12 protein-coding genes are annotated in these 12,177 nt (G+C 70.1%); 4 read left to right on the forward strand and 8 right to left on the reverse strand.

What is annotated here, in order from left to right; all coding sequences use genetic code 11:
* Nucleotides 1-19: 19 nt before the first annotated feature.
* Genes EAO79_RS00620 through EAO79_RS00630 form a run of 3 tightly spaced genes read right to left on the reverse strand, consistent with a single transcriptional unit; the run spans nucleotide 20 to nucleotide 3,668 of the window.
* Nucleotides 20-1,180 carry an AMP-binding protein gene (locus tag EAO79_RS00620; RefSeq protein WP_124767394.1) on the reverse strand — a complete coding sequence of 387 codons (1,161 nt, stop codon included), beginning with the start codon at nucleotides 1,178-1,180 and terminating at the stop codon, nucleotides 20-22.
* Between the two features lie 57 nt (nucleotides 1,181-1,237).
* Nucleotides 1,238-2,164, reverse strand: a complete 927-nt coding sequence (locus EAO79_RS00625; RefSeq protein ID WP_064294597.1) for a 1,4-dihydroxy-2-naphthoyl-CoA synthase — start codon at nucleotides 2,162-2,164, stop codon at nucleotides 1,238-1,240.
* A 16-nt stretch (nucleotides 2,165-2,180) separates the two neighbouring features.
* Nucleotides 2,181-3,668, reverse strand: a complete 1,488-nt coding sequence (locus EAO79_RS00630; protein ID WP_124767395.1) for a hypothetical protein — start codon at nucleotides 3,666-3,668, stop codon at nucleotides 2,181-2,183.
* Between the two features lie 62 nt (nucleotides 3,669-3,730).
* Here EAO79_RS00630 and EAO79_RS00635 point away from each other — a divergent pair, with 62 nt between their 5' ends.
* Nucleotides 3,731-4,708 (forward strand): o-succinylbenzoate synthase, encoded by a 978-nt coding sequence (locus EAO79_RS00635; protein ID WP_124767396.1) that lies wholly within the window; start codon nucleotides 3,731-3,733, stop codon nucleotides 4,706-4,708.
* 16 nt (nucleotides 4,709-4,724) lie between these two features.
* On the opposite strand, the gene ccsB is transcribed toward EAO79_RS00635, so the two are convergent.
* Genes ccsB through EAO79_RS00660 form a run of 5 tightly spaced genes read right to left on the reverse strand, consistent with a single transcriptional unit; the run spans nucleotide 4,725 to nucleotide 9,411 of the window.
* Nucleotides 4,725-5,780, reverse strand: coding sequence for a c-type cytochrome biogenesis protein CcsB (ccsB, locus tag EAO79_RS00640; RefSeq protein ID WP_079706648.1), 1,056 nt, complete (start codon nucleotides 5,778-5,780; stop codon nucleotides 4,725-4,727).
* Entirely contained in the window at nucleotides 5,777-7,441 is a 1,665-nt protein-coding gene (locus EAO79_RS00645) for a cytochrome c biogenesis protein ResB (RefSeq protein ID WP_079003290.1), read from the reverse strand. Before EAO79_RS00645 ends, ccsB begins: the two co-directional genes overlap by 4 nt.
* Complete coding sequence (locus tag EAO79_RS00650; RefSeq protein WP_124767397.1) at nucleotides 7,425-8,171, reverse strand: cytochrome c biogenesis CcdA family protein; 747 nt, start codon at nucleotides 8,169-8,171, stop codon at nucleotides 7,425-7,427. The genes EAO79_RS00645 and EAO79_RS00650 overlap by 17 nt, the downstream gene beginning before the upstream one ends.
* A complete protein-coding gene (locus tag EAO79_RS00655; protein ID WP_079706646.1) occupies nucleotides 8,168-8,776 on the reverse strand; it encodes a TlpA disulfide reductase family protein in 609 nt (202 codons plus the stop codon). The genes EAO79_RS00650 and EAO79_RS00655 overlap by 4 nt, the downstream gene beginning before the upstream one ends.
* Nucleotides 8,776-9,411: a histidine phosphatase family protein gene (locus EAO79_RS00660; protein ID WP_124767398.1), complete on the reverse strand. Its 636-nt coding sequence runs from the start codon at nucleotides 9,409-9,411 to the stop codon at nucleotides 8,776-8,778. Before EAO79_RS00660 ends, EAO79_RS00655 begins: the two co-directional genes overlap by 1 nt.
* A gap of 85 nt (nucleotides 9,412-9,496) precedes the next feature.
* On the opposite strand from EAO79_RS00660, the gene aspS reads away from it, so the two are divergent.
* From aspS to EAO79_RS00675, 3 genes are all read left to right on the forward strand, one after another.
* On the forward strand, nucleotides 9,497-10,837 hold the full coding sequence (gene aspS, locus EAO79_RS00665; RefSeq protein ID WP_124767399.1) for an aspartate--tRNA(Asn) ligase: 1,341 nt from the start codon (nucleotides 9,497-9,499) through the stop codon (nucleotides 10,835-10,837).
* 18 nt (nucleotides 10,838-10,855) lie between these two features.
* Complete coding sequence (locus tag EAO79_RS00670; protein WP_124767400.1) at nucleotides 10,856-11,308, forward strand: flavodoxin domain-containing protein; 453 nt, start codon at nucleotides 10,856-10,858, stop codon at nucleotides 11,306-11,308.
* 89 nt (nucleotides 11,309-11,397) lie between these two features.
* Nucleotides 11,398-12,174 carry a putative protein N(5)-glutamine methyltransferase gene (locus EAO79_RS00675; RefSeq protein ID WP_124767401.1) on the forward strand — a complete coding sequence of 259 codons (777 nt, stop codon included), beginning with the start codon at nucleotides 11,398-11,400 and terminating at the stop codon, nucleotides 12,172-12,174.
* Nucleotides 12,175-12,177: the final 3 nt, after the last annotated feature.

Below are 12,177 nucleotides of genomic sequence, written 5' to 3' on the forward strand. Positions count from 1 at the left end.
GGGCACGCGGAGGACGGGGTCAGCCCAGTCGTGAGCGGAGTGCGACGAGGTCGGGTTTGCCGCTCGCGAGCAGCGGCAGCTCGGTCAGACGGACCAGTCGGGCGGGGCGCGCCGGGCGGCCGAGCGCCTCCGCGACGGCGTCTCGGGCGGTCTGCAGCAGCGCGTCGTCCGGGCGCTGGTCCAAGGGGGTCCCGACCCCCGTCACGATCACGGACGCCTGGCCGAACCGCTCGTCGGGGACGGCGACGACGACGGCCTCGGCCAGCCCCGGCACCGACCGGACGACCGCTTGCACCCGGTCGAGGGAGATGTTCACCCCGCCGCTGATGATCACGTTGTCGGCCCGACCGGTCACCCGGACGACGCCGTCGACGAGCTCGGCGGTGTCGCCGGTGCGGTACCACCGGCGGCCGCCGTCGTCCGGGAAGGCGGTCGCCGTGCGGTCCGGTTCGCCGAGGTAGCCCTCGGCGAGCACCGGTCCGGCGATGAGGAGCTCCCCGTTCACCAGCCGGGGTTCGACACCGGCGAACGGCACGCCGTCGTACAGACAGCCGCCGGAGGTCTCGCTCGAGCCGTAACTCCGCACGACGCGGATGCCGAGCGCCGCGGACCGCTCGAGCAGCGGAGCGGGGGTGGCCTGTCCCCCGACGAGCAGCCCGGCGAGTCCGGCGAGCGCGTCACGCACGGAGGTACTCGTCTCGGCGGCGTCGACGAGCATGCGCAGTTGTGCCGGTACGAGGGCGGCGAATCCGGCATCTGCGTCGAGCCGCTCGACGAGTCCGCAGAACGCCCGGGCGTCGAACGACCCTGTCGGTGCCTCGAGCGGCCTGGTCCCGGCGACGATCGACCGGAGTAGCACGTTGACGCCGGCGATGTAGTGCGTCGGGAGTGCCAGGATCCACTGGGACGAACGGCGATGGGCCTCAGGGCCATCCAGAGCCACCGCGGAACCCGCCGCGCTGGCCAGGAGGGCCTCAGCCGAGAGGGCGACCCGCTTCGGCACGCCCGTCGAACCGGACGTCTCGATCACGAGAGCCACCCGGACGTCGACCACGGCCGGTGCCGCGGACGATCCGGGTTGCATCGGGAGGACCGCGGGTCCGGAGCCGTCGAGCGCCGTCTCCAGGGCTGCGAGCATCGCCGAGGCGGACGCGTCGACGGGGAGCAGCTGACGGGTCATGGATTCAGCGTACGCCGGGTGCGTCGGCGCTCCGCCGACTCCTCGCGGTCAGGCAGCTCAGAACTGCCAGGGGAACGGAGCCCAGTCCGGCTTGCGCTTCTCCAGGAACGCGTCGCGCCCCTCCACCGCCTCGTCGGTGCCGTAGGCGAGGCGGGTGGCCTCGCCCGCGAAGACCTGCTGGCCGACGAGACCGTCGTCGACGGCGTTGAAGGCGAACTTCAGCATGCGGATGGCGGTCGGTGACTTGCCGAGGATGGTGCGGGCCCAGGCGACGCCCGTCTGCTCGAGCTCGGCGTGCGGGACGACCGCGTTGATCGCGCCCGCCTGCAGCGCGCGCTCCGCGTCGTACTCCTGGGCGAGGAAGAACACCTCGCGGGCGAACTTCTGACCCACCTGCTTGGCGAAGTACGCGCTCCCGTACCCCGCGTCGAAGGAACCGACGTCGGCGTCGGTCTGCTTGAACCGCGCGTGTTCCCGACTCGCGATCGACAGGTCGCACACGACGCCGAGGGAGTGCCCACCGCCCGCGGACCACCCGGGAACGAGGTTGATGACGACCTTCGGCATGAAGCGGATGAGGCGCTGGACCTCGAGGATGTGCAGGCGACCGTTGCGCGCGGCGTCGATGCCGCTCGCCGTCTCGTCGTCCGCGGCGTCGTCGCTCGCGTACCGGTAGCCGTCGCGACCACGGATGCGCTGGTCGCCGCCCGAGCAGAACGCCCAGCCGCCGTCCTTCGCGCTCGGACCGTTGCCGGTGAGCAGCACCACTCCGACCGTCGGGCTCTGGCGAGCGTGGTCGAGCGCGCGGTACAGCTCGTCGACGGTGTGCGGGCGGAAGGCGTTGCGCACCTCGGGGCGGTCGAACGCGATGCGCACGAAGCCGCCCTCGCGCGCGACGTGGTACGTCAGATCGGTGAGGTCCTCGAACCCCGGTACGACGTCCCAGATCTCCGGGTCGAACAGTTCGGACACTCGATCGCTCATGCGTCCAGCCTAGGCACTACTTCGGCTTGTCGAGGTCCGCGTAGGGCTTGAGCGCCTCCAGGTAGTCGGCGCGGTCCGCCTCCTTCAGGAGCGCATACGAGTCGAGGTGCAGCTCGATGCCCTCCGCCGCCATGTCGTAGTAGTCGACGTCGAACTCGCGGTCCTTCGCGACCGTGCCGGCCGAGTCGAGCGTGAGGTCGACGATGCTCGTCCGGAAGTCGCCGGCCCCCGTGATGGCGTTGTAGGTGTGCAGGTCCCACAGTGCCTGGGTGTCGAGGGTCTCACCGCCGTACCGCTCGGTGAGCTCGCCCGGCTCACGCCAGGAGGACGGTGCGTTCTGCATGTCGAGGTTCGCGATCCCGTAGCGGAGCAGCACCTGCCGGATCAGCTCGACGACCCGCGACTTCTCCTCGAAGGTGCGCACGGTCGTCGTCGTCTGCCACACCGGTGCCGTGTACTCGAAGAGCATGGAGTCCCCGCCGTACCCGTTCTGATCGACCTCCGTCTCGGCGGGCTGTCGCTCCACCCAGTCGAAGCCGAACTCGGCGGTCAGGGCCGTCCGGATCTCCGCGAGCATCTCGTCGGACGTCCCGACGAAGTCCTCGTAGCTCGGCCCGTCGAGGGTCTCCTTCGCGTCGACGTAGGCGGACCCCGGGTAGGTGTCCCAGATCGGGTCGTGCTCCTCGTCGCCGCTGCCACCGGCGGAGGCACCATTCCCGGCCCGATCCGGGGAGAGACCGCCGACCGCCATCGCCGTGACGGGGTTGACGACGAGGATGAGCACCAGCGCCAGCACACCCCAGCGGCGCCGCACCTTCCGGCGGATGACGATGACACTCCCGATGAGCAGCACGATCTGCACGACGACGACGAGGACGAACGCCACGAGGATGGCCCAGGCCCCCTCGCCGGGCCGGTAGCTCACGGCCAGCAGGACGGTGAAGAGGGTGACGGCCACCACCGCGCCGAGCAGGGCGAGCGGCGAGAAGGAGGCGACGACACCCCGACTCCGCGCGCCGAGCTCGTCCCGCCCGGTCGGGGACGCACCGCCGGCAGGCGGGTGGGCCGCCGGACTCCGCTCGCCGCCGTCGGCCGGGATCGCCGCGGACTCGGGTCGCGAAGCGGCCGCGCGCGCCGCCGCCTTCCGTTGACGGCGCGACGACGGCTTCCGTGATGCGGGCTGCCGTGGCGTCCGTCGTCCTCGGGACCCCGGACGACGGAACCTTGCGGTCTCCGCCTCCAGTTCCTCGGGCGAGCGCTCCGGGGCGGCAGGCGCTGGCGCGCTCGAGGACACGGCTGCCGGCGGCGCTCCGGGGATCGGCGGGGCGTTCGGATCGCGCGGCTCGTCGGAGGATCCGCCGGGCGCTTCCTCGATCACCGGGAGCACCTCGGCCTCGGGGCTCGGCTCGAAGATCGGCTCGGGCACCGAGAAGGCGGCGGGTTCGTCCGCGGGCACGCTTCGCCGATCGCCTGGCGTCGGCTTGCGTCGGGAGAACAGCGGCACGGGATCGATTGTGTCACGGGCGTCCCGCGACGGCTTCCGACGTCCGGGTGCAGGATGGGGTCATGCAAGCGAACCTCGACGACGTCCTCGCCACCGCCCGCGTGGTCTCCATCCCCCTCCGCGTCCGGTTCCGGGGCATCGACACCCGCGAGGCCGTCCTCTTCCGTGGGCCCGCCGGGTGGACGGAGTTCTCCCCCTTCGTCGAGTACGACGACCAGGAGTCAGCCGCGTGGCTGCGGGCCGCCATCGACTTCGGCTGGTCGGACCTCCCGCCCCTCCACCGGGATCGCATCCTCGTGAACGCGACGGTCCCGGCGGTGGACGCGGCGGACGTGCCGTCGATCCTCTCCCGCTTCCCGGGCTGCCGGACCGCGAAGGTGAAGGTGGCCGAGCGCGGGCAGGTGCTGGCCGACGACGTCGCGCGCGTCGCCGCCGTCCGGCGGGCCATCGGACCCGAGGGTCGACTCCGCGTGGACGCCAACACCAACTGGAACGTCGACGAGGCCGAACACGCCATCCGCGCTCTCGAACCCTTCGACCTCGAGTACGTCGAGCAACCCTGCGCGACCGTCGCGGAACTCGCCGAGATCCGTGAACGGGTCTCCTCCCTGGACGTCGCCATCGCGGCGGACGAGAGCGTCCGCAAAGCCGAGGACCCCCTCGCCGTGGCTCGCGCCGGCGCCGCCGACCTGCTCGTCGTGAAGGCGCAGCCGCTCGGCGGCGTTCACGCCGCGCTCCGCATCGCGGGCGAGGCCGGCCTGCCGATCGTCGTCTCGAGCGCGCTGGACACCTCCGTCGGCATCTCCATGGGGGCCCACCTCGCGGCGGCCCTGCCGGAACTCGACTACGACTGCGGGCTCGCCACCACCGCGCTCCTCGGCGGCGACGTGACGACCGCACCGCTCGATCCCGTGGACGGCGGCATCGCCGTTCGGCGCGTCGAGGTGGACGTCGATCTCCTCGAGCACTTCACGGCGTCACCGGAGCGGACCGCCTGGTGGCTCGACCGGCTCCGCCGCACGCACGCGTTGCTCGGCTGAGGGCCGGCGCAGGGGCTTACAGGCCGCTGTAGGCGTGCAGACCCTTGAAGAAGACGTTGACCACGACGAAGTTGAACATCACGGCGCTGAAGCCGATGATGGCGAGCGTGGCCGCGCGTGATCCGCGCCAGCCGCGCGTCGCCCTGGCATGGATGTACCCGGCGAAGATCACCCAGATGATGAAGGTCCACACCTCTTTGGTGTCCCAGCCCCAGTACCGACCCCAGGCGCGCTCAGCCCAGATGGCACCGGCCATGAGCGTGAACGTCCAGAAGATGAAACCGATGATGTTGACGCGGTAGGCGAGGTTCTCGAGGCGCTCCGCGTTCGGGAGGGTGAGCAGGAAGCGGAGACGCCCGGAGCTCTGGGTGGGCTGCACGAGCCCGAGCCGTCGCTCGCGACGCCCCTGCAGGAGCTGCACGACGCTCAACGCGAAGCCGATGGCGAAGAACGCCGTGCCGAGGCTCGCGACGAACACGTGGATGACGAGCCACGCCGACTGCAGCGCCGGCGGCAGCGGGACGACCTCGACGTAGAAGTTCGCGGTCGCGAGGCCGAGGAGCACGGTCACGAGGCCGATCACGAAGCTGCCGAGGAACCGGAGGTCCACGCGCGCGATGACCACGAGGAACACCGCGACGATGAGCAGCGTGCCCGTCATCGCGAACTCGTACATGTTCGCCCACGGGACACGACCGGCGGCGATACCGCGCGTCACGTCCGCGACGAGGTGGAGGAGGAAGGCGATGACGGTGAGCGAGACTCCGACCCGGAGGCTCGGCGACTTGCGCGACGCCTGCTGCTCGGGCTCGTCCGAGGGACGGCGGGTCTTGCGCGGGACACCGTCGCTCGTGACGATCGGTGCGGCGGTCCGCGCCGCGGCGGAGGCGAGTGCACCGACGCGTTCCTCGGCGGCTGCCGACCGTTCCAGCTCAGCCCGCTCGGCCGCGTCGATCGCCGCGGTGACCTCGGCGCTGCGGCGCGCGAGGTCGAACGTGAAGGCGATGAACGCCAGCGCGTAGACGGCGACGGCCGACCAGAGGCAGAGGTTCGAGATTTCGACGAGGGTCACGGGGTGATTCTACCTTCGGGTTCGGACGGGACAGGCGTTGGACTGTGCGCTTCGGCGATCGCCGCGACGGCCGCTTCGAGGCCGGGGTCCTCGCCGCGGGCGAGCCCGGCGTATTCGAGGGAGACGGTGCCGTCGCTCCCGGTCACGGCCTTCACCCAGACGCGGCGTCTGGCGACGAAGAGTGAGGTGATGAGACCGGACAGGGCGAGGATGGCGAACGCGAGCACCCACAGCTGGGTCGGGTCGTGGTGGACGTCGAACGAGGCGAACCGCTTGACGGAGCCGGCGTAGTTCTCGGTCGACGGGTTGGCGGCGACGTTGTCGAAGGACACCGTGCCGAGTCCGTTCGGCAGGTCGGTGATCTGGCCGGGCGTGAGTTCGATCGACTCGACGCCGGTGTCGCCCCCCGTGAGCTGCTTCATGTCGTCGACGTCGAGCGCGTAGACCGACTTCGGAGCACCGGCGTTGATCCCGAGGTCGCCGGAGTAGACGTTGAGCGTCAGCACCGGGTAGGCGAGGTCGGGGTAGGACGAGAAGAACGGCGGCTTGGACGCGGCCTGCGTCGGGTAGAAGAACCCGATCATGCCGAGCTGCTCCGCCAGGCCGTCCGGGACCTTGACGATGCCGAGCGACGTGAGCTGGGCGTCCTGCGGCAGGAACGGGATGGAGTCGCTGAACACGACCTTGCCCTCGGGATCGCGGACGGTGATCGTCGGCGCGTAACCGTTGCCGAGCAGGTAGACGTCGGTGCCCTCGAACCGGAGCGGATCGTTGACCTTGATCGTCGCGTCCTGCGGCTTCCCGCCGGGCGAGGTCGTCGTGACCTTCGCGCGGTAGTCGATCGCCTGCCCGTACGCGTCGAGGTTCTCGGTCTCGTAGGTGACGCCGAACTCGTCGAGCGTCAACTTGTAGGGGGCCAGCTCCGACTCGTTGAAGAAGCGGCCGGGGTTGAACGAGTCGTAGTCGAGCAGGGTGTTGACGAAGGTCTGACCCTCAACGAGCACGCGCTGACCGGAGAAGCCGAAACCGCCGCCGAAACCGACCGTCACGAGGATGCCGACGAGTGCCGAGTGGAAGACGAGGTTGCCGGTCTCGCGGAGGAAGCCGCGCTCGGCGGACACCGATGCGGACCCCTCGGCGTCGTAGCGTTCGACTCGGTAGCCCTGGCGCTTCAACTGCTTCGTCGCGTCGTCGATGAGCTCGGTGGCGGTCGCGCCGCTGTCGTCGCTGCGACGCTCGAACGCGGAGAGCCGCGACAGGCGCGCGGGCGTCCGCGGCGGGCGGGAGCGCAGGGCGAGCCAGTGGTGCTTCGTCCGCGGGATCACGCAGCCGATGAGCGAGATGAACAGCAGCAGGTAGATCGCGGAGAACCAGGCCGAGCTGTAGACGTCGAACGCCTGCACCTTGTCGAGGATGGGCGCGAGGTCCGGGTTGTCGGTGAAGTACTGGGTGACGCCGTTCGGGTCGCTCGACCGTTGCGGGACGAGCGAACCGGGCACCGCGGCGATGGCGAGGAGCAGCAGCAGGAAGAGCGCCGTGCGCATGCTCGTGAGCTGACGCCAGAAGAAGCGGAGCCAACCCACGAACCCGAGCTTCGGCTGGTTGATGCCGTCGGCCGGAGCCGGTGCGGCGGAATCGATGTGATCAGAGGGGCGTGACAAGGCCGCTCATCACCCCCTGCAACGAGTACATCCAAGCGGACCAGAGACCAGACACCATCAACACACCGATCACGATGAGGAGCACGCCGCCGATGATGTTGATCGTGCGGATGTGCCGTTTGAGGAACGCCAACGACCCCGTGACCCAACCGAGTCCGAGCGCGACGAGCAGGAAGGGGATGCCGAGACCGAGGCAGTAGAACAGCCCGAGGAGGGCCCCGCGCCAGGCGGAGCCGCCCGAGAGGGAGAGCGCGCTGATCGCGGTGAGGGTCGGGCCGAGGCAGGGCGTCCAGCCGATGGCGAAGACGAAGCCGAGCAGTGGCGCGCCGGCGAGGCCGGTGGCGGGTGCCCAGTTGGTGCGCACCGTGCGCTGCAGCCGCGAGAACTGTCCGATGAAGATGAGCCCCATGAGGATGACGACGGCGCCGAGGACGCGGGTGATGACGCCTTCCCACTCGACGAACCAGGCGCCGATCGTTCCGACGAACGCCGCGATCGCCACGAACACGACGGTGAAGCCCAGGATGAAGAGGCTGACGCCGAGCAGCACGCGCCGGCGACCCGCACCGGAGCGCCCCTCCTCGACCGTCGTCATGCCGCCGACGTATCCGAGGTAGCCGGGGACGAGTGGCAGGACGCACGGCGAGAGGAAGGACAGCAGACCGGCCGCGATGGCGATCGGGATCGCCACGAGGAGCTGGCCGCCGTAGACGAGCTCGCCGGGGCTCACTCTGGGGCGCTCTCGGCGATCGTGTCGCGGATGAGGGTGTCGAGGATGGTGCGGTCCTGCAGTTGCCCGAGGATGCGTGCGGCGACCCGACCTTCGGCGTCGAGGACGATGGTGGTCGGCACCGCGTTCGGCGGGACACTGCCCGTGAAGGCGAGCTTCGCCTCCCCGCTGTCGACGTCGAGGATGGAGGGGTAGGTGATGCCGAAGGTGCCGTTGAACGCCTTCGCGGTGTCGGCGGTGTCGCGGACGTTGACGCCGATGAAGGTGGCGCCCTTGTCGGTGTAGGCCTCGTTGAGCGCCTGCAGGTCCTTCGCCTCCGCGCGGCAGGGGGCGCAGGCGGCGTACCAGAAGTTCACGACGAGGACCTGGCCCGCGTGGTCGGCGGAGGAGATCTGCTCGCCGTCCTCGCCGACGCCTGAGAAGCTGATCGACTCACCGCGGTCGTCGAGCGCGACCTCGGTCACGCTGCCGTCGCCCGCGACGTACCCCTTGCTGCTTCCCTCGCGGTACTGCTCGGCGAGCGGATCGCTCCCGCACGCCGTGAGCAGGAGCGCCCCGACGGCCAACACGGCGGCGACGGCGAACGTCCTCGATCGGCGGGCCATCAGACGGCCCCGACATCGGTCGCGCCGGACGCCAGACGGGCCGCCGGATCGACGTAGCCGACCTCGAGGAAGCCCTGCTCGGTCCGTTCGAAGGTGGTGATGCTCGACAGGGCGCAGCGTCGCTTCCGCGGGTCGTGACGATAGGGCGCCCCGACGACGGAGCTGTGGAGCATCCAGATCGGCAGCTGGTGGCTGACGATGACGACGTCGCCCGACGGCGTCGCGCGCCAAGCGTCCTCGACGGCCGCGGTCATGCGGTTGACGATCGACGCGTACGGCTCGCCCCAGCTCGGACGGGACGGGTTGCGGAGCTTGGACCAGTTGAGCGGGTTCTTCAGGGCGCGGCTCATGCGCTTGCCCTCGAACTCGTTGAACGGTTCGATCACGCGCGGCTCGGCGACGACGGCGAGCCCGAACGCTGCGGCGACCGGCGCGGCGGACTCCTGCGTGCGCTGCAGCGGAGACGCGTAGAGCGCGCCCACCGTGCGATCACGGCTCACGAGGTCGTCCGCGGCGGCCTGCGCCATGCGCTCGCCGAGCTCCGACAGTCGGAATGCGGGGAGTCGACCGTAGAGCACACGAGAAGGATTGTGCACCTCGCCGTGACGCACGAGATGGATCTGGTCGGCTACCACCCTTCAAGTGTACGTTTCCCCAAGCTGCGGATTCACCGTGACCTCCGTCCAGGTCCGAGCCACGAGCGACGGCTAAGCTGTCGGGGTGAGTGAACGCGTCGTTGTGAAGAACCTGGCCGCCCTGTCCGACGGTCCCGTCACCGTCTCCGGATGGGTCGAGACCGTCCGCGATCAGAAGAAGGTGCAGTTCGTCGTCCTCCGCGACGAGAGCGGCGCCGTCCAGCTGGTGAACCCGGCTGTCCGCGAGGTCGACCCGGAGGTCGAGGGCTCCGCCGAGCGCCTCACCACCACCGAGGCCATCTCCGCCCTCGCGCACGGCTCCTTCATCACCGTCACCGGCGAGCTCAAGCACGACGAGCGCGTCAAGCTCGGCGGCATCGAGGTCAAGGTCGCCACGCTCGAGGTCGTCACCGCCGCCAACCCCGAGACGCCGATCGCTGCGGACTCCTCGCTCGACAAGCGGCTCGACTGGCGCTTCCTCGACCTGCGCCAGCCGAAGCAGGCCCTGATCTTCCGCATCCAGACGACGTTCGAGCACGCACTGCGTCAGTACTGGATCGACAACGACTTCATCGAGATCCACACCCCGAAGCTCATGGCGAGCGCGAGCGAGTCGCGCGCCGAGCTCTTCGAGGTCGACTACTTCGAGGGCAAGGCGTACCTCGCGCAGTCCCCGCAGTTCTTCAAGCAGATGGCGCAGTCCGCCGGCTTCGGCAAGGTGTTCGAGGTCGGACCCGCATTCCGTGCCGACCCGTCGTTCACCAGCCGACACGCGACGGAGTTCACGAGCGTCGACGCCGAGATCAGCTGGATCGAGTCCCACGAGGACGTCATGCAGCTGCACGAGGAGCTCCTCGTCGCCGGCTTCACGGCGGTCAAGGAGAAGCACGGCGAGCAGATCTCCGAGCTCTTCGGCATCGAGCTCGAGGTCCCGTCGCGTCCGTTCCCGCGCATCCCGCTGGCCGAGGCCAAGCGTATCGTCGCCGAGCGCGGCTACGAGATCCCCCGCGCCGACGACGACATGGACCCCGAGGGCGAGCGTCAGATCGCGGCCTACGTCAAGGAGACCTTCGGTCACGACTTCGTCTTCCTGACCGACTACGCGTCGAGCATCCGGCCGTTCTACCACATGCGCAACGCCGAGGACGGCTCGCTCACCAACAGCTACGACCTCATCTACAACGGCGTCGAGATCTCCACGGGCGCGCAGCGCGAGCACCGGGTCGACGTCCTCGTCGAGCAGGCCAAGGAGAAGGGCCTGGAGCCCGAGGAACTCGAGTTCTACCTCGACTTCTTCCGCTACGGCGTCCCGGCGCACGGCGGCTTCGGCATGGGCCTCGCCCGCGTGCTCATGCTCATGCTGCACGAGACCTCCATCCGCGAGGTCACCTACCTGTTCCGCGGCCCGACCCGCCTCGCCCCGTAACCCCGCAAGAAGGACGCCATGCAGATCGTCATCCTGTACGGGACCGAATCCGGCAACGCCGAACGCCTCGCCGGCGACATCGGCAAGGCCATCGGCTCGCAGCACCAGTGGCGCGTCGCCGACCTCGGCGACGTCGACCCGGCGGAGCTGTCGACCGACGAGATCCACATCTTCATCACGTCGACGTACGGCGACGGCCTCCTCGGTGAGACCGGCCAGATCTTCTACGAGGCGCTCGAGGAGTCCGACGTCGAGCTCGACGGGCTCCGGTACGCCATCTTCGGGCTGGGCGACAGCAGCTACGAGGACACGTACAACCAGGGCAGCTCGCTGCTCGACGCCATCCTCACCGAGCACGGCGCGACCCGCTTCGGCGAGTTCGGTCTGCACGACGACGGCGGGTTCGAGCGCAAGAAGGACGTCGCGCTCGCCTGGCTGCCCGGCGTGCTCGCCGCAGCAGAACAGCTCTGACCACCGCTCTGGTGCGTGCCAGGACGCGACGGTAGCCTGACTCGCACCGGCCGTGCGGCGTCCTCGCACGTGAGCGAGGGGTGAGCCAGATGAACGCGACCGCCGGATCCGTGGTCCTGCGCCTTCGTGCGGCGGGGTGCGTCTTCGCCGAGGACGAGGCGGCGCTGCTCCTCGCCGAGTCGGATGATCCGGATCGACTCGAACGGATGGTCGCGGCACGGGTCGCCGGCCGGCCGCTCGAACACGTCCTCGGCTGGGTCGCGTTCCGAGGACGCCGGGTCGTCGTCGAGGACGGGGTCTTCGTGCCGCGGCGACGGACCGAGCTCCTGGTCGACGCCGCCCTCCCGCGCCTCCGGAACGGTTCGGTGGTCGTCGAGCTCTGCTGTGGTGCCGCGGCCGTCGGGAGTGCCCTCCTCACCGAGGCACCCGGCCCGATCGACGTCTGGGCGTCGGACATCGACCTCGCCGCGGTGGAGTGCGCACGGCGCAACCTCGAGCCACTCGGTGGGCATGCCCTGCCCGGAGACCTGTTCGACGGGCTGCCCCGGTCGCTCGCGGGGCGCGTCGACCTCCTGCTCGCGAACGCACCCTACGTCCCGACAGCGTCGATGGCGACGATGCCCCCGGAGGCTCGGGAGCACGAGGCCGTGATCGCGCTCGACGGCGGTGCCGACGGGCTCGACGTGCAGCGTCGGATCATCGCGCAGGCCCCGGACTGGCTCGCGCCGACCGGTTCCCTCCTGATCGAGACGAGCGAACGTCAGGCCCCCGAGACCGCCGCGCTGATGCGGGCGGCGGGCCTCACGGCGTCGATCGTCCGCGAGGACGAACTCGACGGCACCGTCGCCGTCGGCGTCATGGCCTGAGCC

The sequence above is a fragment of the Plantibacter sp. PA-3-X8 genome, from assembly GCF_003856975.1.
GTDB lineage: Bacteria > Actinomycetota > Actinomycetes > Actinomycetales > Microbacteriaceae > Plantibacter > Plantibacter auratus.

Coding starts and splice junctions, on each gene's coding strand:
- EAO79_RS00620 (WP_124767394.1), bottom strand. CDS start 1,180: ATGACCCGTCAGCTGCTCCCCGTCGACGCGTCCGCCTCGGCGATGCTC.
- EAO79_RS00625 (WP_064294597.1), bottom strand. CDS start 2,164: ATGAGCGATCGAGTGTCCGAACTGTTCGACCCGGAGATCTGGGACGTC.
- EAO79_RS00635 (WP_124767396.1), top strand. CDS start 3,731: ATGCAAGCGAACCTCGACGACGTCCTCGCCACCGCCCGCGTGGTCTCC.
- EAO79_RS00655 (WP_079706646.1), bottom strand. CDS start 8,776: ATGGCCCGCCGATCGAGGACGTTCGCCGTCGCCGCCGTGTTGGCCGTC.
- EAO79_RS00670 (WP_124767400.1), top strand. CDS start 10,856: ATGCAGATCGTCATCCTGTACGGGACCGAATCCGGCAACGCCGAACGC.
- EAO79_RS00675 (WP_124767401.1), top strand. CDS start 11,398: ATGAACGCGACCGCCGGATCCGTGGTCCTGCGCCTTCGTGCGGCGGGG.